This is a genomic window from Gordonia polyisoprenivorans (assembly GCF_017654315.1).
Lineage (GTDB): Bacteria > Actinomycetota > Actinomycetes > Mycobacteriales > Mycobacteriaceae > Gordonia > Gordonia polyisoprenivorans_A.
The window spans coordinates 3,304,644-3,329,665 of sequence record NZ_CP072203.1; the positions used below are offsets into that span (position 1 = coordinate 3,304,644).

The 25,022-nt window shown below is 68.8% G+C and carries 24 protein-coding genes and 1 riboswitch; of the genes, 11 read left to right on the forward strand and 13 right to left on the reverse strand.

Features of this window, described 5'->3' with window-relative positions:
* Positions 1-10: 10 nt before the first annotated feature.
* A complete protein-coding gene (locus tag J6U32_RS14925; RefSeq protein WP_208791026.1) occupies positions 11-859 on the reverse strand; it encodes an alpha/beta fold hydrolase in 849 nt (282 codons plus the stop codon).
* A 149-nt stretch (positions 860-1,008) separates the two neighbouring features.
* On the opposite strand from J6U32_RS14925, the gene J6U32_RS14930 reads away from it, so the two are divergent.
* Positions 1,009-1,386, forward strand: coding sequence for an OB-fold nucleic acid binding domain-containing protein (locus tag J6U32_RS14930; RefSeq protein ID WP_208791027.1), 378 nt, complete (start codon positions 1,009-1,011; stop codon positions 1,384-1,386).
* A 29-nt stretch (positions 1,387-1,415) separates the two neighbouring features.
* On the opposite strand, the gene J6U32_RS14935 is transcribed toward J6U32_RS14930, so the two are convergent.
* Together J6U32_RS14935 and J6U32_RS14940 are read right to left on the reverse strand one after the other, a co-directional pair.
* Positions 1,416-2,078 carry a potassium channel family protein gene (locus J6U32_RS14935; RefSeq protein ID WP_208791028.1) on the reverse strand — a complete coding sequence of 221 codons (663 nt, stop codon included), beginning with the start codon at positions 2,076-2,078 and terminating at the stop codon, positions 1,416-1,418.
* Positions 2,079-2,089: 11 nt separating this feature from the next.
* On the reverse strand, positions 2,090-2,752 hold the full coding sequence (locus tag J6U32_RS14940) for a potassium channel family protein (protein WP_208791029.1): 663 nt from the start codon (positions 2,750-2,752) through the stop codon (positions 2,090-2,092).
* Positions 2,753-2,919: 167 nt separating this feature from the next.
* Here J6U32_RS14940 and J6U32_RS14945 point away from each other — a divergent pair, with 167 nt between their 5' ends.
* From J6U32_RS14945 to dxs, 3 genes are all read left to right on the forward strand, one after another.
* Positions 2,920-4,929, forward strand: a complete 2,010-nt coding sequence (locus J6U32_RS14945) for an APC family permease (RefSeq protein WP_208791030.1) — start codon at positions 2,920-2,922, stop codon at positions 4,927-4,929.
* A complete protein-coding gene (locus J6U32_RS14950; RefSeq protein WP_208791031.1) occupies positions 4,926-6,284 on the forward strand; it encodes a class I SAM-dependent RNA methyltransferase in 1,359 nt (452 codons plus the stop codon). The genes J6U32_RS14945 and J6U32_RS14950 overlap by 4 nt, the downstream gene beginning before the upstream one ends.
* Before the next feature lie 97 nt (positions 6,285-6,381).
* Entirely contained in the window at positions 6,382-8,373 is a 1,992-nt protein-coding gene (gene dxs / locus J6U32_RS14955; RefSeq protein ID WP_208791032.1) for a 1-deoxy-D-xylulose-5-phosphate synthase, read from the forward strand.
* A gap of 102 nt (positions 8,374-8,475) precedes the next feature.
* Here dxs and J6U32_RS14960 read toward each other — a convergent pair whose 3' ends face one another.
* Together J6U32_RS14960 and J6U32_RS14965 are read right to left on the reverse strand one after the other, a co-directional pair.
* On the reverse strand, positions 8,476-9,762 hold the full coding sequence (locus J6U32_RS14960; RefSeq protein WP_208791033.1) for an HRDC domain-containing protein: 1,287 nt from the start codon (positions 9,760-9,762) through the stop codon (positions 8,476-8,478).
* On the reverse strand, positions 9,759-10,403 hold the full coding sequence (locus tag J6U32_RS14965; RefSeq protein WP_014359855.1) for a DUF3000 domain-containing protein: 645 nt from the start codon (positions 10,401-10,403) through the stop codon (positions 9,759-9,761). The genes J6U32_RS14960 and J6U32_RS14965 overlap by 4 nt, the downstream gene beginning before the upstream one ends.
* 161 nt (positions 10,404-10,564) lie before the next feature.
* On the opposite strand from J6U32_RS14965, the gene hemE reads away from it, so the two are divergent.
* From hemE to J6U32_RS14985, 4 genes are all read left to right on the forward strand, one after another.
* A complete protein-coding gene (gene hemE / locus J6U32_RS14970; protein ID WP_208791034.1) occupies positions 10,565-11,626 on the forward strand; it encodes a uroporphyrinogen decarboxylase in 1,062 nt (353 codons plus the stop codon).
* The gene (hemG, locus tag J6U32_RS14975; protein ID WP_208791035.1) at positions 11,626-13,020 is read left to right on the forward strand and encodes a protoporphyrinogen oxidase; all 1,395 of its coding nucleotides are present in this window, start codon (positions 11,626-11,628) and stop codon (positions 13,018-13,020) included. Before hemE ends, hemG begins: the two co-directional genes overlap by 1 nt.
* 63 nt (positions 13,021-13,083) lie before the next feature.
* Complete coding sequence (gene hemQ, locus J6U32_RS14980; protein ID WP_208791036.1) at positions 13,084-13,779, forward strand: hydrogen peroxide-dependent heme synthase; 696 nt, start codon at positions 13,084-13,086, stop codon at positions 13,777-13,779.
* Positions 13,780-13,810: 31 nt separating this feature from the next.
* Positions 13,811-14,449, forward strand: a complete 639-nt coding sequence (locus J6U32_RS14985) for an FMN-binding negative transcriptional regulator (protein ID WP_208791037.1) — start codon at positions 13,811-13,813, stop codon at positions 14,447-14,449.
* On the opposite strand, the gene msrB is transcribed toward J6U32_RS14985, so the two are convergent.
* From msrB to J6U32_RS15005, 4 genes are all read right to left on the reverse strand, one after another.
* Positions 14,446-14,895, reverse strand: coding sequence for a peptide-methionine (R)-S-oxide reductase MsrB (gene msrB, locus J6U32_RS14990; protein ID WP_208791038.1), 450 nt, complete (start codon positions 14,893-14,895; stop codon positions 14,446-14,448). The two genes, J6U32_RS14985 and msrB, sit on opposite strands and share 4 nt — an antisense overlap.
* A 54-nt stretch (positions 14,896-14,949) precedes the next feature.
* Positions 14,950-16,221, reverse strand: coding sequence for a glycosyltransferase family 87 protein (locus J6U32_RS14995; RefSeq protein ID WP_208791039.1), 1,272 nt, complete (start codon positions 16,219-16,221; stop codon positions 14,950-14,952).
* Positions 16,222-16,298: 77 nt separating this feature from the next.
* Complete coding sequence (locus J6U32_RS15000) at positions 16,299-17,957, reverse strand: alpha/beta hydrolase (protein ID WP_244331991.1); 1,659 nt, start codon at positions 17,955-17,957, stop codon at positions 16,299-16,301.
* Between the two features lie 22 nt (positions 17,958-17,979).
* Positions 17,980-18,744: a pyrimidine reductase family protein gene (locus J6U32_RS15005; RefSeq protein ID WP_208791040.1), complete on the reverse strand. Its 765-nt coding sequence runs from the start codon at positions 18,742-18,744 to the stop codon at positions 17,980-17,982.
* A 36-nt stretch (positions 18,745-18,780) separates the two neighbouring features.
* Between J6U32_RS15005 and zapE the strand changes: the two genes are divergently transcribed.
* From zapE to J6U32_RS15020, 3 genes are all read left to right on the forward strand, one after another.
* On the forward strand, positions 18,781-19,794 hold the full coding sequence (gene zapE, locus J6U32_RS15010; RefSeq protein WP_208791041.1) for a cell division protein ZapE: 1,014 nt from the start codon (positions 18,781-18,783) through the stop codon (positions 19,792-19,794).
* A 144-nt stretch (positions 19,795-19,938) separates the two neighbouring features.
* Positions 19,939-20,361 carry a DUF6285 domain-containing protein gene (locus J6U32_RS15015; protein ID WP_208791042.1) on the forward strand — a complete coding sequence of 141 codons (423 nt, stop codon included), beginning with the start codon at positions 19,939-19,941 and terminating at the stop codon, positions 20,359-20,361.
* Positions 20,358-21,548 (forward strand): acyl-CoA dehydrogenase family protein, encoded by a 1,191-nt coding sequence (locus J6U32_RS15020; RefSeq protein ID WP_208791043.1) that lies wholly within the window; start codon positions 20,358-20,360, stop codon positions 21,546-21,548. The genes J6U32_RS15015 and J6U32_RS15020 overlap by 4 nt, the downstream gene beginning before the upstream one ends.
* 18 nt (positions 21,549-21,566) lie before the next feature.
* On the opposite strand, the gene J6U32_RS15025 is transcribed toward J6U32_RS15020, so the two are convergent.
* From J6U32_RS15025 to J6U32_RS15040, 4 genes are all read right to left on the reverse strand, one after another.
* A complete protein-coding gene (locus tag J6U32_RS15025) occupies positions 21,567-22,577 on the reverse strand; it encodes a phosphotransferase family protein (RefSeq protein WP_208791044.1) in 1,011 nt (336 codons plus the stop codon).
* Positions 22,578-22,648: 71 nt separating this feature from the next.
* The gene (locus tag J6U32_RS15030) at positions 22,649-23,218 is read right to left on the reverse strand and encodes a GNAT family N-acetyltransferase (RefSeq protein WP_208796148.1); all 570 of its coding nucleotides are present in this window, start codon (positions 23,216-23,218) and stop codon (positions 22,649-22,651) included.
* A 261-nt stretch (positions 23,219-23,479) separates the two neighbouring features.
* The gene (locus tag J6U32_RS15035; RefSeq protein WP_208791045.1) at positions 23,480-24,109 is read right to left on the reverse strand and encodes a class I SAM-dependent methyltransferase; all 630 of its coding nucleotides are present in this window, start codon (positions 24,107-24,109) and stop codon (positions 23,480-23,482) included.
* An 8-nt stretch (positions 24,110-24,117) separates the two neighbouring features.
* A complete protein-coding gene (locus J6U32_RS15040; RefSeq protein WP_208791046.1) occupies positions 24,118-24,891 on the reverse strand; it encodes a 3-oxoacyl-ACP reductase in 774 nt (257 codons plus the stop codon).
* Positions 24,880-24,976, reverse strand: a riboswitch (TPP riboswitch). Its footprint overlaps the gene before it by 12 nt.
* Positions 24,977-25,022 lie beyond the last annotated feature (46 nt).

The following is a 25,022-nucleotide window of genomic DNA, read 5'->3' on the forward strand; positions in this document are numbered from 1 at the left end:
CCGAGCGGGCTCACCTGTCGGTGGTTTCGGCACTCTCGTCTGTTTCGACACACTCGTCGACCAGCGACCGCCATCCGATCGCGCACGCGCGCCCCAACACGGCCGGATCGGCACCCCACTGCGCCAGGTGAATCCGCTCGATCCGTGAGCGGGGCGCTGCGTCGTACCAGGACTGCGCGACGGCCCACGGATGAAGCGGGTCGTCGTCGGCGGCGACCACCGCCAGAGGCGCGGACAGGCCGGCGATCCGGCCGAGGTCCGGTGCGCGATACGCCGCCGCCCGCTCGAGTTGGACGACGAGTCCGGGATACAGGGCCCGCCACGAGCGGGTCAGCTCATGCGCCAACCACGGCGGACTCGTCGACGACATCGCATCGATCGTCGCCTCCAGACCGTCGGCGCGCAGCGCCGACGCGGTCATCGCCGCGCCGGTCGCGGCGAATGCGGTGCTCGGCTCGCCACTCCACGCCGGCATCGCCGCCCACACCCCGACGCATCGCTCCCGCCCCGGCCCGAGCGCCCACTCCAACGCCAGGGCCGCACCGATGGAGAACCCGCCCACCAGCACCCGGGCATGGTCGGCGGCGAACCGTCGCAACGCATCACGGTGTCCGCCGATGAGATCATCGGTCGGGTCGAGGGCGATCAGGTCGACACCGATCTCACGGGCCGCGGGACCGAACGCGCGACGGACGAAGTTGGCGTCCGAACCCGTTCCCGGCATCACGATGAGGACGTCGGCGGCACCACACCCGGCCCGCTCGCTATCGCTCCCGGCGCCGGCACATTCGGCCCGCTCGCTATCGCTCCCGGCGCCGGTCACACCGCGGGCGTGGATTCGGTTGTCATTCGCGGGCATGCACAGATCATGCCGCGCGTTGTATGCGATGAGGACATGGGTCTACGCTGAGCCGAAAGTACCCGCGTCGGAAGACGAGAAGGCCGAGAACCACAGCCCAGCAGGCTCGTGCCCTCCGAGCGGAAACGAAGTCTCTTCTGGAGGTTGTGATGCCGACGGCCGGTTATCTCAAGCGGCTGACGAAGCGCTTGACCGAAGATCTCGGCAATGCCGATGCCGAGCAGATCGCCGCCGAGTCCGAGGCGACCGGGGCCCAGCGCGCCGTCGAATGTTGTCGAGGCGACGAGGTCACCATGCACGGCGAGCTGCGCGCGGTGGAGACCTGTTCGCGTGCCGCCAAGAGCGGGGTCAAGGCCGAGTTCTTCGACGGGACCGACACGGTCATCCTGAAATGGTTGGGACGTAACCGCATTCCCGGCATCGAACCCGGGCGCAAACTCACCGTCCGAGGCCGTCTGGCCGAACACGACGGTGTCAAGGTGGTCTACAACCCGTACTACGAGCTGTACGGCTCGGAGGAAGAGTAGATCCACCGATCCGCCCGGCACCGCAGCGGTCACTGCGGGACGCGCATCGCCTCGTGCAACGCCGGCTCGGTTTCGGCAGGCGCGATGAACACCAGTTCGTCGCCACCCTCGATCGGGTCGTCGCGCTCGGGCACGATCACCCGGCCTCCCCGCAGTATCGCCACCAGTGCCGCATCACGCGGCAGGCTCAGCTTGTGGACCGGCCGACCGGCCAGCGGAGTGTTGGCAGGCAGCGTCAACTCCACGAGATTTGCCTGACCCTGACGAAAAGTCATGAGCCGCACCAGGTCTCCGACCGACACCGCCTCCTCGACGAGAGAGGCGAGCAGTCGTGGCGTCGAGACGGCGACGTCGACGCCCCACTCCTCACCGAAGAGCCACTCGTTGCGGGGATCATTCACCCGCGCGACCACCCGATTGACCGCGAACTCGGTCTTCGCGAGCAAACTGACGACGAGGTTGGCCTTGTCGTCGCCGGTGGCCGCGATCATGACGTCGAAGGACTGCAGCTCCGCCGACTCCAGATTCGACAACTCGCACGCGTCGGCGAGCAGCCATTGCGCGCCGGGCACCGCGTCGGTGTCGATGTGTTCGGCATTGCGCTCGAACAGGGTGACCTCGTGGGAGTTGACGAGGAGTTCGCGGGCGATGGAACGGCCGACCGCGCCGGCCCCGGCGATGGCGACTTTCATTCTGATACTCCTCAGTCGGCGTCGATCGGCGACGCGGCGATCGTACGAGTCTCGGCGAGGCGCTCGAGCAACACCGCGGCAAAGACCACGTCGTCCTGCTGCAAGACCGTCTTCGCCTCTGGCAGAACGGGATTGCCTACCCGGTTGATGAACGAGATACGCGCTCCGGTCAGTTCCTGGAACTTCACCACGGTCGTCCCGATCCACGACTCGTCGATCTGGAGCTGGGCGATCGCGAGGGTGCCCGACGGGTCGCGCCACTCGGTGGTGGTGGACACCTCGCCGAGTGCGGAGACGAACCGTTCGGTCGTCCACGGCACGGTGGCCACCGTCGGAATGCCCAACCGCTCGTAGACCGCGGCACGTTTGGCGTCGTAGATTCTCGCGACCACCCGCTCCACCTCGAAGGTCTCACGGGCGACACGCGCGGCGATGATGTTGGAGTTGTCGCCGGAGGACACCGCGGCGAAGGCATCGGCCTGCTCGATCCCGGCCTTGATCAACACGTCACGATCGAACCCGACCCCGACGATGCGCTGACCGGTGAACTCGTCGCCGAGTCGGGTGAACGCCGAGGGGTTGCGGTCGATGATCGCGACCTCGTGGCCGCGTTTGACCATCGCGCGAGCCAACGACGAGCCCACGCGGCCGCAGCCCATGATGACTACCCGCAAGAAAATCGATCCTTCCTTCCCGGCGCATGCCACCGGGAGGCGACGCGTCGCCGGGGAGCCGGCCGCGGACCGGTATCGGTCCACGCAGAGATGAACCTACCCGTAGGGGGCGTGCCGTGACGCGGGTCCTGGTGGCCTTCATCTGACCGAGGTCTTAGTGTTGCGTGGTGCCTACCGTGTCAAAGGTGCCCGTTGCGACAAAACGCCTGCTTCTGGGACGACCGTTTCGCAGCGACAGTCTCGGCCACACGCTGTTACCCAAACGCATCGCGCTCCCCGTCTTCGCTTCTGACGCGATGTCGTCGGTCGCCTATGCGCCTCAGGAGATCTTCCTGGTGCTCTCCGTTGCCGGGCTCTCGGCGTTGGCCTACACCCCGTGGGTGGCGATCGCGGTCGCGATCGTCATGGCGGTGGTCGTCGCCAGCTACCGGCAGAACGTGCACGCCTATCCCTCCGGTGGCGGCGACTACGAGGTCGCCACGGTCAACCTCGGGCCCACGGCCGGTCTGACCGTCGGCAGTGCGCTGCTGGTCGACTACGTGCTGACCGTCGCGGTGTCGATCTCGTCGGCGGCGGAGAACATCGGGTCGGCGATCCCGTTCGTGTCCGAACATCGCGTGTGGTTCTGTGTGGCCGCGATCATCATCCTGGCCGCGGTGAACCTGCGCGGACTCAAGGAATCGGGCAGCGTGCTGGCCATTCCGACCTATGCGTTCATCATCGGTGTGCTCGGCATGCTCATCTGGGGATTCACCGAGATCTTCATCCTCGGACGCGAGATTCGTTCGGAGACCGCGGGATTCGAGATCCGGGCCGAACACAGCCACCTGATGGGCATCGCCTTCGTCTTCCTGATCGCGCGGGCGTTCTCCTCGGGGTGTGCGGCGCTGACCGGGGTCGAGGCCATCAGCAACGGTGTGCCCGCATTCCGGAAACCCAAGTCCCGCAACGCGGCGACCACCCTGCTGCTGCTCGGGTCGATCGCGATCGTCCTGCTGCTGGGCATCGTCTTCCTCGCCGAGCGGATCGGCGCGAAATACGTGATGAACCCGGCGGAGGACCTCATCGGGGCGCCCCCCGGCTACCAGCAGAAGGCGATGATCGCCCAACTCGCACACGCGGTGTTCGACACCTTCCCCGCCGGTTTCTACTTCGTCGCGACGGTTACCGCGCTGATCCTGATGCTGGCCGCCAACACCGCCTTCAACGGATTCCCGGTTCTCGGTTCGGTGCTCGCCCAGGATCGCTACCTGCCCCGACAGCTGCACACGCGCGGCGACCGGCTGGCCTTCAGCAACGGCATCCTGTTCCTTGCGGTCGCCGCGATCGCATTCGTCGTCGCCTTCGGCGGCGAGGTGACCTCACTGATCCAGCTCTACATCGTCGGCGTGTTCGTGTCGTTCACGCTGAGCCAGACCGGCATGGTGCGCCACTGGACCCGGTTGTTGCGCACCGAGACCGACCCGAAGGCGCGCCGCCGGATGATGCAGTCGCGGGTGATCAACACCGTCGGTCTGGTGATGACGGCGACCGTGCTGGTGGTCGTGCTCATCACCAAGTTCACCGCCGGTGCATGGATCGCGATCCTGGCGATGGTCATCCTGTTCGTGCTGATGAAGGCGATCCATCACCACTATGCGACCGTGCAGCGCGAACTCGAGCGCACCCCGGCCGATGACGAGGCCGTACTACCGAGCCGCACCCACTCGATCGTGCTGGTCTCGACGCTGCACCTGGCGACCAAGCGTGCGTTGCTGTTCGCCCGGGCCACCCGCCCCGACGTGCTCGAGGCGGTCACGGTCAACGTCGACGACCGCGACACCCGCCGACTGGTCTCGGAATGGGAGGACAGCGATCTGCGGGTGCCGCTCAAGGTGATCGCGTCGCCCTACCGCGAGATCACCCGACCGATCATCGACTACGTCCGGCGCGTGCGCCGGGAATCGCCGCGCGACGTGATCACCGTGTTCATCCCCGAATACGTGGTGGGCCATTGGTGGGAACAGATCCTGCACAACCAGTCGGCGTTGCGGTTGAAGACCCGTCTGCTGTTCGAGCCCGGCGTGATGGTGACCTCGGTGCCATGGCAGCTCACGTCGTCCGATCGCCGTAAGGCCGACCTCGATTACCACGCACCCGGTGACACCCGCCGGGCGCTGGGCGGTGGCCCCGAGTGACGAGTGCCCCCTCCGACGCGCTGACACTGCGCGTCCGACGGCCCGCCAACGGTGGGTCCGCCATCGCCCACGCCGACGACGGCCGGGTCGTGTTCGTGCGAGGCGCGATCCCGGGCGAACTGGTCACCGCGACCATCGTCGAGGACAAGTCGGGATTCCTCGTCGCCGAGGTGGTCGAGGTACTGGAGCCCTCGACACATCGACGCGACCCGCTGTGCGCCGCTGCCGCACACGGCGCCGGCTGTTGCGATCTCGCGCATGTCGCCGTCGCGCACGCGCGCACCCTGAAGACCGAGATCCTCACCGACGTCCTGCGGCGGATCGGCGGGTTCACCGACGACGCGCTGTCCGCGCTCGACGGCGGGCCGCCGACGGTCGCCGCGCTCGACGATGCCGAGACCGGCTGGCGAATCCGGACACGCATGGCCGTCGATGCCCAGGGGCGTGCCGGATTGCACCGGCGCGGCTCCGCCGGCCTCGTCGTCGGACACCCCTGCGCCCAGCCCGATCCGCGTCTGAGCGACCTCACGGCGCACGACGGTCGGTTCACCCCGCACGCCGAACTCGCGCTCGTGCTCGACGACGACGGCTCGCGGCACCTCACCGAGATCGCGCCCGCCGACAGCACGGCCGCGCGCGGACGCGGTGGTCGAGCCGGTGGTGCTCGGCGGGCCGCGCAGCAGCGTCGGCGACGCCACGAGCGGGCACGGACGACGCGAGTGGTCGAGGGACTCCCCACCGCACGCCACCGGGTGGGCGAGCGCACCTGGGACATCCCGGTGACCGGGTTCTGGCAGGGTCACCGCGCCGCCGCGGGAGTGTATGCGCAGACCGTCGCCGACCTCGTCGCGCGCCACACCGACTCGGTCGCGACGTGCTGGGACCTGTACGGCGGCGCCGGGATCTTCGCCGCCGCACTGACCGACACCCTGCATGCGCAGGCGGTGCACGTCGTGGATTCCGACGCCGCGGCACTGGCCGCCGCCGAAGCGACCTTCGCCGACGACGACGGCATCGAGGTGCACCGTGGTGAGGTCGCCTCAGCCATCGGCGGACTCCCCGCCGCCGGGGTCGTCGTGCTCGACCCGCCGCGGACCGGGGCCGGTGCACGCGTGATCGGGCAACTCGCCGCGGCCGGTCCGGACGTGGTGGTGCACGTCGGTTGCGACGTCGCCAGGTTCGCCCGTGACCTCGGCCTGTTCGCCGAGAACGGCTATCGCGTCCGCGAGATCCGCGGATTCGACGCGTTCCCGCTCACCCACCACATCGAGGCGATCGCCGTGCTCGTGCGGTCGAACTCACGCCCGCTGCCGCGCTCGGCGGACCGGGGTGCGCCGGCGGCGACCGTAGACTGACATACATGCTCCCGCGCGCACCCGTCGGTGCGCCGGGTGGCCCGCCGGGTACGCACCACGTCACCGGGGAGTGCAACGATCAGTGATGGAGGATCAGATGGGCCAATTGGAGCGCATCAACTCACCAGCCGACCTGCGGACGCTGTCGGACGCAGAGGTCACCTCGCTGGCGGGCGAGATCCGCGAGTTCCTGATCCAGAAGGTGTCGGCGGTCGGCGGGCACCTCGGGCCCAACCTCGGTGTCGTCGAACTCACCCTGGCCATCCACCGCGTCTTCGATTCGCCCATCGACCCCGTGATCTTCGACACAGGCCACCAGAGCTATGTGCACAAGATCGTCACCGGGCGCCGCGACGGCTTCGATTCGCTCCGCCAACGCGGCGGGTTGACCGGTTATCAGGAGCGGTCCGAGAGCCCGCACGACTGGGTGGAGTCCTCACACGCCTCGGCGGCGCTGTCCTACGCCGACGGGCTCGCGAAATCGTTCGCGCTGACCGGGCAGGACGACCGGACGGTCGTCGCGGTGGTGGGCGACGGCGCGTTGACCGGCGGGATGTGCTGGGAGGCGATCAACAACATCGCCGCCGCCGATCGTCGTGTGGTGATCGTCGTCAACGACAACGGCCGGTCCTATGCGCCCACGATCGGCGGGCTGGCCCGGCATCTGTCGGGTCTGCGGCTGCAGCCCGGCTACGAGCGGGTCCTCGATGAGGGCCGACGCGTGGTCAAGCGGCTGCCGGTGGTCGGCGACCCGGCGTATGCCGTTCTGCACGGTGTCAAGAGCGGTCTGAAAGACCTTCTCGCGCCGCAGGAGATGTTCACCGATCTCGGTCTCAAGTACGTCGGCCCGGTCGACGGCCACGACGTGGAGGCCCTCGAATCGGCGTTCACGCGGGCTCGCTCCTTCGGCGGGCCGGTGATCGTGCACACCGTCACCCGAAAGGGCATGGGGTATGCGCACGCCGAGAACCACGAGGCCGACCAGATGCACTCCACCGGTGTCATCGATCCGGTGACCGGCCGGGCGAAGTCCGTGGCGCCGCAGGACTGGACGTCGGTGTTCTCCACGGCCCTCGTCGAGGCGGGGACCGCCCGTGAGGACGTCGTCGCGATCACGGCCGCAATGCCCGGACCGACGGGGCTGGCCCCCTTCGGCGAGAAGTTCCCCGACCGCATGTTCGACGTCGGGATCGCCGAGCAGCACGCCATGACCTCGGCGGCCGGGCTGGCGCTCGGCGGTCTGCATCCGGTGGTCGCGATCTACTCCACCTTCCTCAACCGCGCGTTCGACCAGCTGCTCATGGACGTCGCGCTGCTCGAGCTGCCGGTCACGCTGGTCCTCGACCGGTCGGGCATCACCGGACCCGATGGGCCGAGTCATCATGGGATGTGGGATCTCTCGCTGCTCGCGATGGTTCCCGGGATGCGGGTCGCCGCCCCGCGTGACGCCGTGCGGCTCCGCGAGGAACTCGACGAGGCGCTCGCCGTCGACGACGCGCCCACCGCGCTGCGATTCTCCAAAGGCGCTGTGCCCGAGGATATCCGCGCTGTGGTGCGGCTGGATGACGGAGTCGACGTGTTGCGTCGGGGCACCCCGTCGGCCGAACCGATCGGTGGTGACGTCCTCATCGTCGCGGTCGGGGCGTTCTGCTCGCTGGCCCTCGACACCGCCGAACGGCTGCGTAGTCAGGGCATCGAGGCCACCGTCGTGGACCCCCGGTGGGTGCTCCCGGTTCCGGCGTCGATCACCGAGATCGCCGGTCGGCACCGGTTGGTGGTCACCCTCGAGGACAGTGGTGTGCACGGCGGTGTGGGGTCGGCGGTGGCGACCGCGCTCGGTATCGCCGAGGTCACCGTTCCGGTGCAGAACCGGGGCATCCCACAGCAATTCATCGCGCACGCCTCACGCGGTGAGATCCTCACCGAGCTGGGGCTGACCGCGCAGGATCTGGCGCGTTCGATCACCGCGACCGTCTCCGGCATGCACGTGACACCGGGGCTCGACCGTCACGAGTTCGCCGACACCGGACTCGATGCGTCGCGTGCGGATCGTTCGCTGCGTGAGGTCGACGGTACCGAGCCGGAATAGGCCGAGCCGGAGTCGTTCTACCGGCCGTGTCCGGGGCCGTCCTCGCTGCGGCGACAATCGCTGTCGCACGGGTTCTTTCGGTGCGAGATCGGTCCCCGCGGGTCAGCTCCGGTCCGGCGACGGTGAGTCGCTCGACGCGGCCTCGTTCAGCGCTGCGGTGATCGGGCCGACCGTCAGCGCACGCTGCCAGACGCGGGCGTCACCGGCCGCCAGGCGGGCGTCGACCGCAGCCTCGGTGATCGGCGGATCGATTCCCTCCCAACACAATTGGCGCACCAGGTCGGGTGTCAGCAGGTTTTCCGGCGGAAGTGTGTGTTCCTCGGCGATCTGTTTGACCAGCGGTCGGACCGCGCTCGCGCGCGCCGCGGCCTCCGGATTGCGTTGATCCCAGCGGCTGATCGGCGGAGGACCGGTGGCCGGGGTCTTGCGTGGCGGGAGTTCGGCGTCGGGCAGCTCGCGTGCGCGCAGCAGGGCCGAGAGCCAGATCCCGGCCTGTCGTCGTTGCCGGGGCCCGCCGAAGACCGGCAGGCGGGTCAGCTCGTCGGTGGTCGAGGGAGCCGCAGCGGCAGCGGTGATGATCGCCGAGTCCGGCAGTACCCGACCGGGCGCGACGTCGCGTCGCTGCGCGATCTCCTCACGCGCCGACCACAATTCGCGGACCGCGGCCAGTCCACGGGCAGTCTTGACGGTGTGGATGTTGGCGGTCCGCCGCCAGCGGTCGGTGCGCGGCGGCGACGGTGGACGGCGTAGTACATACGCGAATTCCTCAGCCGCCCAGTCACTTTTCCCGGCGTCGCGCAGAGCCGCGTCCATCGCATCGCGTAACTCGACGAGTACCTCGACGTCGAGCGCGGCATAGTTGAGCCACTCCGGCGGCAGCGGGCGCTTCGACCAATCGGCCGCCCCATGGCCCTTCTGCAAACCGAGTCCGAGGAACTGCTCGACCATCGCGGCCAGATTGACCTTCGTCAGCCCGAGCAATCGCCCGGCGAGTTCGGTGTCGAAGAGTGTGGTGGTCCGGAATCCGAGCTCGCGCAGGCACGGCAGGTCCTGGTCGGCGGCATGCAGAATCCACTCGGGTTCGGCGAGTGCGTCGATCACCGGCTGCAGCGCCTCGGGCTCCTCGATCGGGTCGAGCAAGAAGCTGCCTGCGCCGGTGCGGCGGATCTGGATCAGGTAGGCCCGCTGCGAGTACCGATAGCCCGACGCCCGCTCGGTGTCGAGTGCGACCGGACCGCTGCCCGCGGCCAATCGTTGTGCCGCATCGGCGAAGTGGGCGGCGGACGACAGGACCGGCGGCACGCCCTCCCGGGGTGCCAACAGCGGGGTGACGGGCGGCGAGTCCGACTCGGGCTCCTCCGCGGCTCCGGTCGGGTCCGCGTCGTTCACGCCGACCCGAGTTCGGTGACCCCGACCGGCGGCAGACCCGCCGCCGACGACAAGACCTCGCAGAATCCCTCCAGATGACCGCCGAGGCCGTCGGAGGTTGGTGCGGTCCACGAGGCGCGCAACTCGAGTTGATGAGCTCGTGGGGGGCCGGCGATGTCGCCGTAGCGCACCGACGTCGTCGAGGTGACGGTGCCGCCGAGTGCGGTCACCTCCACCCGGCCGCCGGAGCTGGCGTGCACACTGCCGTCGGAGGCGGTCTGGCCGACCGGTACGCCGAGCGCGTCGGACAACCAACTCCACGCGACCTCCGGGAGCAACGGGTCCATCGCGAGTGCGGCCTCGACCTCGGCCTGGATGTAGGCGACGAGCCGCATCGTCCCGTTCCAGGCGTCCTGGCCGTCGGGGTCGTAGAGCAGGATCAGCCGTCCGAATGCGCTGCCCTGGCCGTCGGCGTCGATGTCGAGGTCGTCGGGTGAGTCCGGAGGGCGCACCTCGGCGCCGACGGCGTAGCTGTAGGGGGCGAGGCGCTGCGGGGGACGGATCGGCCCGACCTCGATCTCGCGCCGGATGCGCGCGGAATGCAGCGACTCGACCGCGGTGCGGAAGTCAGCAGGCTCCATCGGAGCTCCGGAGGAGGTCACGCCCCCGACGGTATGACGGAGACCACGTCGGGCGTCGGAGGCGCGCCGTGGTGATGGTCACCACCGGGCGCCCCCCGCGCACCGGGACGACGCGCCGGGTTCCGGAGTAGCACGCCCGACCGCGCGATGCCGACGGGCCCCGCATGGCAGAGTGATCGGTGATGTCGCACTCACCAGGTACCCGCCGCAGTCACTCCCGTATGCCGCTCGTCGCCGCCGCACGGGGGGAGTCGCCCGCCCGCCGCCCGGTCTGGTTCATGCGGCAGGCCGGTCGATCGCTGCCCGAATACCGGGCGATCCGTGCCGAGATCGGAATGCTCGAGTCGTGCTTCGACCCGGATCTCGTCTGCGAGATCACCATGCAGCCGGTCCGCCGCCATGACGTCGACGCGGCGATACTGTTCTCCGACATCGTGGTGCCGCTGAAGGCGGCGGGGGTCGATCTCGACATCGTCGCCGGTACCGGCCCGGTCATCGCCGCACCGATCCGCAGCACCGCCGACGTCGCGGCGTTGCCACGTCTGGATCCGGCCGCGGTGGGTGCGGTCGCGCGCGCGGTCACGAAGATCCTCGATCAGCTCGACGAGACCACCGCGCTGATCGGTTTCGCCGGTGCCCCGTTCACCCTGGCCTCCTACCTCATCGAGGGCGGTCCGAGTCGTAACTACGTCCACACCAAGGCGCTCATGCGCTCCGACCCCGACACGTGGCATGCGCTGATGGCCCGGCTCGCCGACATCACGATCACCTTCCTGCAGGTGCAACTCGACGCCGGGGTCGACGCCGTCCAGGTCTTCGACTCGTGGGCCGGTGCGCTCTCGGAGGCCGACTACCGCACCTTCGTCGCGCCGCACGTCGATCGCGTCTTCGCCGAGCTCGCCGAATATGGTGTTCCCCGAATCCATTTCGGTGTCGGTACCGGTGAGTTGCTCGCGGCGATGGCCGAACCCGCCGACGTCATCGGCGTCGACTGGCGGGTCCCGCTGGAGGAGGCGGTACACCGCGTCGGGCCGGGTAAGGCGGTGCAGGGCAACCTCGATCCCACCGTGCTGTTCGCCGGCCCCGCCGTCGTCGAGCAGGAGATCCAGCGCGTCCTCGACGACGGCCGCCGGGCCGTGGCCGCGGGTGCGGCCGGCCACATCGTGAACCTCGGTCACGGTGTGCTTCCCGACACCGATCCCGACGTGCTCACCCGCGCCGTCGAGCTGATCCACACCCTCTGATGCCGGCGCGGGTCGCGATCGTCGGCGGGGGAGTCTCCGGCCTGGTCGCGGCCTACCGGTTGCGTCGTGCGCTCGGCGAGGACGCCACGATCGACCTGTATGAGCAGCGCGAGCGGCTCGGCGGCGTGCTGCACACCGTCGACGTCGCCGGGCAGGCCACCGACGTCGGAGCCGAAGCGTTCATCGTGCGCCGGCCGGAGGCTGTCGCGCTGGTCGACGAACTCGGTCTGGCCGATCGGGTCGTCTCGCCGACGCCCCGCCGCCCCGCGATCTGGGCCGGCGGCCGGCTGCATGCCATGCCCGCTCCCGCCCTGATGGGTATCCCGGCCACGGCAGAGGTGATGGCCGGCCTCGCCGATCCCGCCGACCTCGCCCGCATCGCCGCCGAACCCGACCGCGCCCTGGCGTGGCGGCCCGGTGACGACGTCGCTGTCGGCGATCTCGTCGCCGACCGGTTCGGCGCGTCGGTCGTCGCGCGCAGCGTCGATCCCATGCTCGGTGGCGTGTACTCGTCGTTGGCCGCCGACATCGGTGTGCGCGAAGCTATCCCGGCGCTGGCCGCGCGACTCGACGCGGGTGCGCCGAGCCTGTCGGCGGCCGTCGGAGGGCTGCTCACCCCGGTCGGTACCGGTGGCCCGGTGTTCGGGACGCTCGTCGGCGGCTATCGGGTGCTCGTCGATGCGCTCACCGCAGCCGCGCGGCCGGCCTTGTGCACCGATCGACAGGTCGTGGCCGTCCACGCCGACGGCGATCGGTGGCGGGTGGGCACCGAGTCCGGAACCGACACCGTCTATGACGGCCTCGTTCTCGCTGTTCCCGCATGGATCGCCGCCCGCCTGCTCGCCGGGATCGGCGATGAGTTCGTCGCCACCCTGGCGGCGGTCGAGCCGACGTCGTCGGTGGTGGTCTCGATCGCGTTGACGCCGGGCACGGCTCTGCCCGATCACTCCGGCGTGCTGGTGGCGACCGGAGAAGATCTGCGTCCCAAGGCATTCACGTTGTCCTCCCAGAAGTGGGCGCACGTGGGCGGTGACGGTGCGCCGGTGTCGGTGCGCGCCTCCTTCGGCCGCTACGGCGACCCGGTGGCCGACCCCGCCGACGATCCCGGCATCGACGAGTCCCTACGGTCGTGGGCGCTGACCGATCTGGATCGGATCTGTGCCGACGCCGGAGTGGCCGCCCCCTCGGCGCACGTGCTCGAGGCTCGCGTGCAGCGATGGGACGGCGGGCTGCCCCGTTACGCGCCCGGACACCTGGCCCGGATGGCCGAGGTCCTCGCCGCGCTGCCGCCGCGACTCGCGCTGGCCGGCTCCTCGTACGCCGGGGTCGGCGTGCCGGCCTGCATCGCGACGGCCGGTCGGGCCGCCGAGGTGATCCTCGCCGCTCTCGGCTGAGGGCCGTGCGGGCCTACCGACCTGGGTGTCGACGGCCCCGCCCGCGGTGGCACCATGGGGTGCATGAGCCGCTTGGACTATGCCGCACTGAATTCGACGATCCGCTATCTGATGTTCTCGGTGTTCGCCGTGCGCCCGGGTGAGCTCGGCGACGACCGCGACTCGGTCAAGTCCGAGGTGACGGACTTCTTCAAGTCCCTCAACGACTCCGACGTCGTCGTGCGCGGGGTATACGAGGTGTCGGGGATGCGTGCCGACGCCGACTACATGATCTGGTGGCACGCGGAGAAACTCGAGGATCTGCAGGCCGCCTACAACCGATTCCGACGCGAGACCCCGCTGGGCCGGGCAAGCGATCCGGTGTGGAGCAACGTCGCGTTGCACCGTCCGGCCGAGTTCAACAAGAGTCACGTCCCGGCCTTCCTGGCCGGCGAGGAACCGGGTAACTACATCTGCGTCTACCCGTTCGTCCGGTCCTACGAGTGGTACCTGCTGCCCGACGAGGAACGCCGCAAGATGCTCGCCGACCACGGCATGGCTGCCCGTGGCTACAAGGACGTCCGCGCCAACACCGTCGCGTCGTTCGCGCTCGGCGACTACGAATGGCTACTCGCCTTCGAGGCACCGGAGTTGCACCGCATCGTCGATCTGATGCGCGATCTGCGCGCCACCGAGGCCCGCATGCACGTGCGTGAGGAGACGCCGTTCTTCACCGGACCCCGCGTCGAGCCCGGCGCCCTCGTCGACACGCTGCCCTGAGCGCCCGCTGACAACGCAGTAGTCCGAGGTCATGTACGTCCCAACCGGTTTCGCCCTCTCCGACGAGGAGATCGCCGAGCTTCTCGGTGACCCCGGACTGGCCCAGCTCGTGTCGGTGGGTGCCTCCGGTCTCGTCGTGACGCCACTGCCCCTGATCTACGACCGGCCCAACGCCCGGCTGCTCGGGCACATGGCCAAGGCCAACCCGCATTGGCGCGAGGCCGCCACACAGACCGAGTCCGTCGCGATCTTCGCGCTGTCCGACGGCTACATCTCACCGTCGCTGTATGCCACCAAGGCCGAGACCGGCCGGGTGGTGCCGACCTGGAATTACGAGACCGTGCACGCGCACGGGCAGCTCCGATTCCACACCGATCGCGACTGGCTGTACCGGCAGGTGTGCGCGCTGACCGATCTGCACGAAGGCTCACGGGACCAACCGTGGGCGGTCACCGATGCACCCGCGGAGTTCGTCGACAAGCAGCTGTCCGCCATCGTCGGGGTCGAGCTGTCGATCACTCGGTGGGAGGGCAAGGCCAAGATGTCGCAGAACCAGCCCGAACGCAATCGGGACAGCGTCATCGAGCACCTGTCACGCTCACCGATCGCGGCCGATCAGGCCATGGCTCGCCGAATCGCGCGCCGGTCCGCCGACCGGCGGGACCGTTAGGCCCCGCCGTCCTCCGGTTCGAGTGTCAGGCTGATCGAATTGATGCAGTACCGCAGATCGGTGGGGGTGTCATAACCCTCGCCGGCGAACACGTGGCCGAGGTGGCTGCCGCAATTGGCGCACAGCACCTCGGTGCGGCGCATGCCCAGCGAGTCGTCGGAACGCTCGATGATCGCGTCACCGGCCAGCGGCGAGAAGAACGACGGCCAGCCGCAGTGCGACTCGAATTTCTGCTCGCTGCGGAACAATTCGTGTCCGCAGGCCCGGCAACGGTAGACCCCGACACTTTTTGTATCGGTGTACTCGCCGGTGAACGGCGCCTCGGTACCTGCTTGGCGCAGAACCCGGTACTCGGCGGGGGTGAGGCGCTCGCGCCACTGGTCATCGGTGAGATCGGCCAGTTCGGCGGGGTCCTGCACGTCCTTGCGGGCGGGGGTGTCGGTCATGATTCCACCGTACGAGCTGCGGCCACCGCCCGCCAGCACGGTCGGCAGGATGGTCTATCGGGCTGCCGACGGGGTCGGCGCACCGACCTGTTCGCGCTGATCGTCGGCAGGCGGTTCCGGCGCGGAGAAGTCCCGCCAGCCACCGGCCACGCCGTCGCGACGCATGTCCAGATATCGGAACAGCAGCGAGCAGAACACCGCGATCATCAGCAGCGACCACCCCCAGGTGACCTTGTTGTATTCGAGCTGTCTGCCGAGGGCATCCCAGCGCACCGAATAGAACGCGTCGAAGGTGAAGCAGCCGTAGACACCGAGCCAGGCCGGCCAGTTACGCATCGGTGAGCCCGGGATGAACACGGTCATCAACAGCGGGAACAGCAGCATCGAGTAGTAGCCCTGGCCCAGTGAGCTCACCAGGAAGGTGGTGCACAGTAACACCCCGGACGACGTGGCGAGCCAGAGCAACTCGTTGGTGCGGCGGTAATAGCGGTAGAGGAACCACAGCGCGAACACCGCCATCAGCGTGAACGCGATCCGCAGGAGCAGCACCAGCCAGTCGGCGACACCGAAGTACGCGCCGTTACCGCCGATCGAACTGTTGTAGTAGTCGCGGGTCTCGCCGAGGTACGGCACCGTGCGCGTGATGAACGACATCGGATCCGCCGACACCGGCCACGCCACCAGATTCAGCACCACCGGAATCCCGATGGCGGTCACCAGGATTCGCCATCGACCCACCAGCAGCGGCAGCAACAGCAGGGGAGCGAGCACCGGTTTGACCGCCAGTGTCAGCCCGATGGGCACGCCGGCCCACCAGTCCTGTCGGTGCAGCATCACCATCAGGAAGCCGAGCAGGCCCAGCAGCACGAAGGCGTTGAAGTTGGTGAAGATCAGTGTGTGCGCGACGGTTTCGGTGCTGAAGAAGAAGAACAGCACGGTCGGCATCACCCAGGTTGTGACGCCGAAGCCGAACAGTCGGGTGATGAGGTAGGCGCACAGGATCAGCACAACGACGCTGACCGCGATGAACAGCCACCGCGAGCGTTCCGGGTCGATGACCGCCAGCGGGGACATCAGCAGGGTGCCCGACGGCGGATACAGATAATGCGGATCGACCGTGTTGAGGTTCTCGCCGTAGACCGCCCGGCGGTTCAGGAATGCCAGGGCGGCGTTGTAGACCGGCTTGAAGTCGTCGGTACGGTCACCGTTGACCCCGAGGATCACCGACCGCTGGAAGATCATCATCAGGGTGATCGGCCACAGCACCATCGGGATGATGCGCTGAGCCGGCATCTGCGGGTAGAGATACCTGTCGAGAAAGGCCACCCGCGAACCGTACTACGCGCGTGGTGCCGGTCTCGACCGGCCGGTGGTGGTGGTGTCGGTGCGGGCCGGCGGCGGGGTCAGCTCGGGCAGCCTCGTTCGGACGGGCCGCCCAGCGGTGCCGAGGCGACGTACTCGGCCACGGTATCGGCGACGCAGCTGCTGCGGGCGACTGCGGAATAGCCCAGACCGTTCCAACTGACCGTCACCGGTGAGGTGGACGCGCGGGTGAACAGTGCGCCGAGGGCGTCGGCGTCGGTGCCGCCGTTGATCGGGTCGCCCGGATTGTCCAGGACCAGTGGTGCGACCGGGAAACCGGTCGGTGGAGCCACCGCCTCGCCCGCGGCCCAGCCGTTGCAGCGCATGAGCGACAGCGCGGCGTCGGTGCCGGTGAGCGGATTGTCCTTGGACCAGGTGGTGATCAGGCCGCCGATCTCGTTCTGGCTGACCGGCCCGGTCACGTCGTTGCAGTCGCCGACGATCTGGCCGTCGGTCAGGCGCAGGGATTGTGCCTGATCGGCGAGGCCCGACAGTGCGCCGGTGTCGCCGCGATCGGCGGCGGCGATTGCCGAGGCGACGCCACCGATGCCGTCGGGCGAATTGGCGGCCAGTGCGAGCCCGGTGGTGATCCCGGCGAGCGCCTGGGTGTCCGAGAGTGCGCCGAGGTCACCGTTGCGTCCCTTGGTCAGGACGTCGGCGATGGTGGCGGCGCCGCCCGAGCCCAGGGCGCATGCGTTGCCCAGCGCGGCGCAGCGTTGGGTGAAGGTGGTGAGTGCGGCTTGGACCCCGGTGGCCGCCGCGGCGGCGGTGTCGCGGGCGTTGGCGCCGAACGGGGTGGGGGTGTCGAGGATGATGCGCCCCGACCGGCCGCCGTAGAGCGCGGTGTAGCCAATCACGACGTCGGAGCCCTCACCGACGCCGATCAGACCGAGCTGGGGAACGTTCCATCGCTTGCGCAGGGTCTCCAGGTCGGAGGCGGCGGCGCCGATGCCGAAGGCCAGCTGGTCGGGGGCGAGGGTTTCGGTGCACGCGTCGGCGGCGTCGGAGGCCGCCGACGCCAGGTCGCCGATGCGGCGATCCTCGGACGCTCCGCGGGTCAGGCCGTTGTCGGCGTAGGTGGCGCGATCGGCGCGGGTCAGACAGTCCAACGGAGTGCTCTGCGGGATTCCGCGTCGGTCCACGGCCACCACCGGATGTGTGTCGAGCAGGCTGCGGCCGGCACCGGAGGCCAGCAGCAACAGTGCGCGCGAGGACGGCATGTCGGTCCCGGAGGTGAGGACCAGGGGTGCGGCGTCCGCGGGCGTCTTGGGCGAGGTGATGCGGGTCAGGGCGAGGGAGAGCGTCGTCTGCGACCGGTCCGGGTCGACCGGGGAGGCCAGCGCGGCGCACTGGACGGTCAGCCCGTTCGGTGCGGGGGTTCCGTAATCGCCGGAGACCTTGGCCGCACAGTCCTGCCACGGCAGGTCGTTGGCCGGGGCGCGCAGCTCCGGTGCCTTCGCCGGGGTACTCGAGGATGCGGGCGCGGACTGACCACCGTTGCCGCCACCGCCGGGGACCAGGGCCGGACCGGGATCGGGGCCGATGGCGCACGCGGAGATGCCGATCGTCACCGCGGCCACGAGAGCCGCGACGGACACGCCGGACCGTCGCCACGGCCTGCCGGTGCGCGTCGGTGTGATTCGTTCCGGTGCGGTGTGCGACCGTCCCCGGAACACCGGGCCGCGTCTTGCCAGGGCCATGACGGCGAGCGTAGCCAATCGGTCAGCTCGCCCGGGTCCAGCGGGTGTAGACGTACCCGTCGTCGTCGGAGAGGAGATGGCCCGGGCGCATCTGCGCGAGCTCGGGCAGGGCGAGACCGGTGACGATCCGCGCGGTGTCGCCGGCGACGATCGTCGGGCTCGTCGTCAGGCACAGTTCGTCGAGCAGATCCTCGGCGACGACCGCTCCGAGGAGGCTGGGTCCGCCCTCACAGAGCACGCGGGGCAGCCCGAGCGCGGCGAGGTGATCGAGTGCCCGACCGATATGAACGGCCTCGCTGCCGCAGTCGACCACCGTCGCCCCACGATCGGTCAATGTGCGACGACGCTGCGCCGGCGCGTCGGAACAGGTCAGGACCACGGTCGCGGGATCGGCCAACGGCGGATAGTCGGGGTCGATCGACAGTGAATTGCTGACCAAAGCCAGCATCGGGGCCGGCGATTGGCCCTGGTCGGCGCGCATCGGGCCGAACGCCTCGTCGGGAGCGGGTTGTCGATATCCCTCGGTCAGCGCGGTGCGCGCGCCGACCACCACGACGTCGGCGAGCCCGCGCAGGAGGCGGAAGATTGCCCGGTCGCCCGGGCCGCCGAGCCCGCCCGAACGGCCCTGCACCGAGGAGGCGCCGTCGACGGAGGCGACCATGTTGGCGCGCACGAACGGACGATCGAGCGTGTCGGGGTACGGGTAGAAGCGCGCGAGTTCGCGCAGATTCTGGTCCTCGTCGGGAGCTCCGGATGTGACCTGGGTCGCTTTATGCTGGTAGAGCATCATTCCTCATGGTCGGCAGTGACTAGGCTGCCCTCCATGGTGGCACGTCTGTCTGACCGGAACCCGGTGGTCTCTCCCGAGCAGCTGATCGAGGAGATGGTCCCGCCGTCCACCTTCGACGCGGTGAGCTTCGACTCCTACATCCCCGACGCCAACGAACCGTCGCAGGCCGAGGCGGTCGCCAAGGCCCGTGACTTCGTCGAGCGGGCCAAGAAGTCGCGCAGCGGCAAGAAGGGGTTGTTCTCCCGCAAGCAGACCTCGCAGGGGGTGGGCCTCTACCTCGACGGCGGTTTCGGCGTCGGCAAGACCCACCTGCTGGCATCGATCTACCACGCCATGCCCGCGCCGAAATCGTTCGCCACGTTCGTCGAACTCACACACCTGGTGGGCGCCCTGGGCTTCATGAACGCCGTCGAGCGCCTCTCGGAGCAGAACGTGCTGTGCATCGACGAGTTCGAGCTCGATGACCCCGGGGACACCATGATCGTCTCGCGGCTGCTCACCGAGCTCACCGCCAAGGGCGTCTCGATCGCCGCGACGTCGAATACGTTGCCCGGGCAGCTCGGCGAGGGCCGATTCGCCGCGCAGGACTTCCTGCGGGAGATCAAGAAGCTGTCCGCGATCTTCGAGACGATCCGCGTCGACGGCCCCGACTACCGACACCGCGACCTGCCGCCGGCACCCGAGCCGCGCTCGACCGAGGACCTCACCGCGCTGGCCGAGTCGACCGAGGGCGCGACGCTGGACGACTTCGACGAGCTGTGCGCGCACCTGGCCAAGCTGCACCCGTCGAAGTACAAGGAGCTCGTCGACGGTGTCTCGCTCGTGTGTATCAGTGGCGTGCATCCGGCCAAGGACCAGTCGGTGGCGCTGCGCATCGTGGTGCTCGCCGACCGCCTCTACGACGCGAACATCCCGGTGACGGTGTCCGGCGCCAAGCTCGACGAGATCTTCACCGACGAGATGTTGGCCGGTGGCTATCGCAAGAAGTATCTGCGTGCGACCTCACGTCTGTTGGCGCTGTCGCGGTTCGCCGAGTCGGCGGTGTGACAGCAAGGGTCCGACACATGCCGTGACGGAAACCGCATCGGAACATTTCTTCATCTTTGTTCCAGTGTGTCATTGACCACACCCCGCCGACGTGGCTAGCATGACAAAGGCCTGGGTCCACCGACGGGGAAGAGGTCGAAGGCGTTGCAGAACAAGGATTTCGAGCACGCCGAGGCCGCTGTCGACACCTTCGGTGAGTCGTCGTCGGACGCGGCGTCCGCCGACGGCTTCTACGATCTGCCCACCGTCGCCGAGCTTCTCGAGTCGGTGCGGGAGTTCCTGCACGGACAGGTGATGGCCGAGACGTCGGGCAGTACTCGATTCCACGCACGTGTCGCCGGCAACGTGCTGGCGATCGTCGAACGTCAACTCGCGGCCGGTGCCGAGCCGGCGCAACGCTTCCGCGCCGACCTCGCCACCCTCGGATGCGCCGATGCCACCGAACTCGTCGCCGGGCTACGCGAAGGACGATTCGTCCCGGAGGACCCGCGGATTCCCGCCGTTCTGCGCGCTGCGGTGGTAGCCAAACTGCGCGTGGACAATCCCTCGTTGATCGGAGATGCATGACCTTCGAAGTGCCCGAACACGTACGCCCGCTGCGCGATGCGGTGTACGAGTTCATGGTCGAACTCGTCGAGCCGCGCGAGCCCGAACTCGACGCGGGCGGCGCCGACGCGGACGCGATCATGGCCGAGTTGCGCGCCGAGGCCAAACGCCGAAACCTCTGGGCGCTGGGGCATCCCACCGAGATCGGTGGTGGTGGTCTGCCGTTCCTCGACTACGTTTACGTCAACGAGGTCCAGGGCCGTAGTGAGTACGGACAATTGGCGTTGGGGACCTGGACCTTACAGGACTCGATCATGCTCAACCGCCACGCGTCCGCCCGGTGGCGTGACGCCTACCTCGAACCGCTTGTGCGGGGCGAGATCTCGCCGAGCTTCGGGATGACCGAACCCGACGTCGCCGGATCCGACCCGACCGGACTGCGCACCACCGCGGTCCTCGACGGCGACGAGTGGGTCATCAACGGCCGCAAATGGTTCACCACTGGCGCCGCCCAGGCCGCCTACACCACCGTGATGTGCCGTACCGAGCCCGACGCCCCCGGCCACCGGGCGTTCTCCATGATCATCGTGCCCACCGATCATCCGCGTTACCGGATCGTGCGAGACACACCGGTTCTCGGGTTCTCCGGACATCACTTCGAGGTCGACTACGACGACGTGCGGGTGCCCGCGGAGAATCTGCTCGGCGAGCGCGGCAACGGTTTCGTCATCGCGCAGGAAAGGCTCGGGCCCGGCCGCATCTTCCATGCGATGCGCTGGCTCGGACAGGCACAACGGGCCTTCGACCTCATGTGCCGCAGGCTGATCGGACGCAGCGCGTTCGGCGAACCGCTCGCCGACAAACAACTGATGCAGAAGCACGTGTTCGACTCCTACACCGAGATCCAGGCAAGCCGTTTGCTGACCCTCAAGGCGGCCGAGCAGATCGACCGCGGGGAGCAGGCACGCGTGGACATCGGGGCGGTCAAGGTCTTCGGTGCGCACATGCTGCACAACGTGATCGACCGTGCCGTACAGGTGTACGGGGCGGCGGGCGTCACCGACGACACCCCGCTGGGCAAGATGTATCGCAACGCCCGCTTCGCGCGGATCTACGACGGCGCCGACGAGGTACACATCTCCACGGTGGGGCGGCGCATCCTCACCGAGTACCGCAACGGCGGGAACTGGGAGTTCGGACTGCGCTGAGGGGGCTTGTCTTTCGCCTCATCCGATGAGCGACAACAGCTCCCACTCGTTCTCCGACACCCGGCGGCCGATCGCGGCCAGTTCCACCGACCGGCTGGTGCCCATGCGGTGCCGTTGGGTCTGGTGGAGGCAGATGATGCCCCAGCGCAGCGTGCCGTAGACCTGCCACCAGAACAGCGCGTCCCGGTCGACGCGGGCTCCGCCGGCGGCCTCGTAGGCGCCGATGAACTCGTCGAGTCCACCGAGCCCGCCGACCATTCCCGCGCCGCCGAATCGCCAGGCCTTCACGCACATCCAGCCGAGATCCTCGAGCGGGTCGCCGATGTGGGCGAGCTCCCAATCCAGAACCGCGGCAAGTCCGTTGCGGTCGACGATCACGTTGCCGATACGGAAGTCGCCATGGGTGACGGCGCGTCCGGCGGTCGGGGGTCGGTGGCGTTCGAGCCAGGACAGTGCGAACTCGAAGGTCGGAAAGACTCGGTCGGCGGCGTCGAGTTCGGGACGCCAGGCGGCCAGCGGATCGTCCTCGGGCAGCCCGGGAACCGCATCGACGTCGATCAAGTGCACCGCCGCCAACGCCGCACCGAGCTGACCGGTGAGCGCACCGCGTGCGCCGGCGAATTCGGGGTCGCGCAAAATCTTTCGCGGAATGGTCGCGCCGTCGATGTGATCCATCACGACGAAATCGCCGCCGATGTCGGCGTGGTCGACGCCCTCGGCGATCACCGTGGGCGAGGGCACCCCGACGGCACCCGCGGCGCGCATGAGTGCGGCCTCGCGCAGCAGCGACGACGCGTCGCGTCCCCCCGGTGGATCGAGGCGCAGGACCAGCCGCCGGGGTTCGCCGTCGATCGTCGCGACGAACGACCACGTCTGCCGGGACGCCCCGGCCGGGATGCGCACGAGATCACCGATCTCGATCGATCCCGCGTCGGTGGACTCCCGGAGAACGTCGGCCAGGCCCACGGCGACCCGGTCATCGGCGCGTCCCGGGTCGGGGCCGGGAGTCGTTGCGGCAGAGGAGGACATTGGTCGAGTCTAGAGTCCGGCGCGACCCCGGCGACGGGAATCGGGCGATCAGCGCGTCAGACCGGTCCGGCTCAGGCGTCCAGCGGTCGGCTCAGTACGGGTCGGCTCAGTACGTAATCGTGTTCGACGCTGCCATTGAGGTCGAAGGTCTTCACCCCGGCACGGGTGAACCCCATTTTGGCGTAGAACCGTTGCGCCCGAGCGTTTTCCTGATTGACGCCCAACCAGATCGACGCCGCGCCGCGAGCTCGGGCACGTTCGATCGCCGTCTCCATCAACAACTTCGACGGCGACTGCGTGCGACCGTGCGCATGATGATCGGGCAGCACGTAGATCTTGGAGACCTCCGAGGACGGTCGGTCGGTGATGACGGCGGCGACGTCGGCGTCGGTGGGTTCGCGGTGATGCACAAGGGCATAGCCGACCGGGATGCTGTTGTCGGTTCGCGCGAGCAGCACGTCGGACTCGGGCGCGTCGATGTACCGGGCGAAGTCGGCGGGGGCGAGGTTGTCGCGGATGAATGCGGCGATGTTCGCCGGGGCCGAGTGTGGGGGACAGGCCAGTGGAAAGGTCGCGGCGGCGAGCGCGGCCACCTCGTCGGCGAACCGGCGATCGGTGACCAGTTGCACGGTCACCGTCACGGGTTCTGGTTGGGCAGACACCGGCCGACTTCTCCTCTCGGGCGCGTGGGATGTACCGAACGCCATCGGGTCCGGGCACCGCGCAACCCCTTGCGCGGCTTCTCCGCGCAAGGGGTCGACTTGCTCAGGCTACTTCTTTCCGCAGGTGCAGTTCTCGCCGCACTTGCAGTCCGGGCCACAGGTGCAATCGGGATTGTCGCAGGCGGGGGCAGTCATATTGCTCATCATGCATACAACCCTAGACCGCGGTACGAGCTGCGACTAGGGGCTTCCGTCGGGTGGGACCGCCACCACGAGGTGCACTTCCGGAAACCGATGTCCGGGTCCGGGGCGGGAGACGGTGCGCCACAGCTCGACGAAGCCGGCGTCGACGAGCGCGCCGGCCAGCGTGTCGGGGTGCCAGCGCCAGGCGCGTGCCACCGCGTGGTCGAACTCGTGTGTCCCTTGGTCATCGGAGCTTTGCGCCGCGACCAGGACGAGTGCGTCCGGTGGGAGCCGACGACGCCAGGAGTCGAGGATCTCACCGACCTCGTCGGGGGAGAGATGGATCAGGCTGAATCGCGCGACCAGTGCGTCGACCTCCGACAGGTCGACGTCGGCGAGGAGTGCTTCACCGTGCCGGAAGTCGATGTGCGGGTGGGTGTCGCGTGCGATCCGCAGCATCGCCGGACTGGGGTCGACGGCGCTGACCAGACAACCCGAGGCTGCGAGATGCGCTGTCACATGGCCGATTCCGCATCCGACATCGACGACCCGTGGGTATTCGACGCGGCTGCGCACGGTGTCGATGAAGGCTTCGACGACGCGCCGTTCGAGCGCAGTGGTGAAGGCCGTGGGAAACGTCGTGGCGTAGAGCGATGCCAGCGCGTCGTAGCCGGGTTGGTCGGTCACTGTGGGGTTCAGTTCTTGACGAGCCCGCCGTCGACGACCAGGTTCTGCCCGGTCACCGCACGCGACCATGGTGAGAGGAAGAAGAGCACCGCGTCGGCGAACTCGCGGGGTGTGGTCACCGACCGCAGCGGCGTGGAAGCGGCGATCGCGTCGAAGACCTCCGCGGGCGTCGCGGAGCTGGCGTCGGTGGTGCGCAGCAGGCCGCCGGAGACCATGTTGACCGAGATACCGTCGGGGCCGAGATCGTGTGAGAGCGTGCGCGTCAGGGCCAGCAGTGCCGCCTTGGCGGCGGTGTAGTCGTGGTAGGGGACCACCGGGTTCTGCACCAGATTGGTTCCGACGGTCACGACGCGACCCGCACCGCATGCGCGGAGCCCGGGCATAGCGGCCTGCACGGTGGTCAGTGCGCCGCCGACGATGCCGCGGAACTGCGCGTCGAGCTCGGCCCAGGTGAGGTCGTCGGCGTGGGATCGCGCGTCGCCGTTGAACGAGTAGTCGGGAAGCGCATTGGCGACCACCGCCGTTATCGGATGATCGAAATGGTGTGTGGCGGAATCGATCATGGAGTCGACGGCAGCTCTGTCGGTGACGTCGGCGGTGATTGCCACCGCCCGATCGCCGATCTCGTCGGCCAACGCATGCGCGGCGTCGGCGCTCTTGCGGTAGTTGATGACGACCCGCGCGCCCTGCCCGGCGACTGCGCGGACGATCTCGGCACCGAGGCCGCGACCGCCGCCGGTCACCACGACCACGTGCTCGGAGATCGGAAGTGCGCCAGACATGACCATCCCTTCGCCAGTGCGAGCTGGAGCAGGTTCGACGGGTCTGATCTCAGCCGACCGATTGCCGGCACCCCGTGTTCGAGAGTCATCAGATCGTATGCGCGCCCGCGAGGCAAGGACCGGGGCCGTGC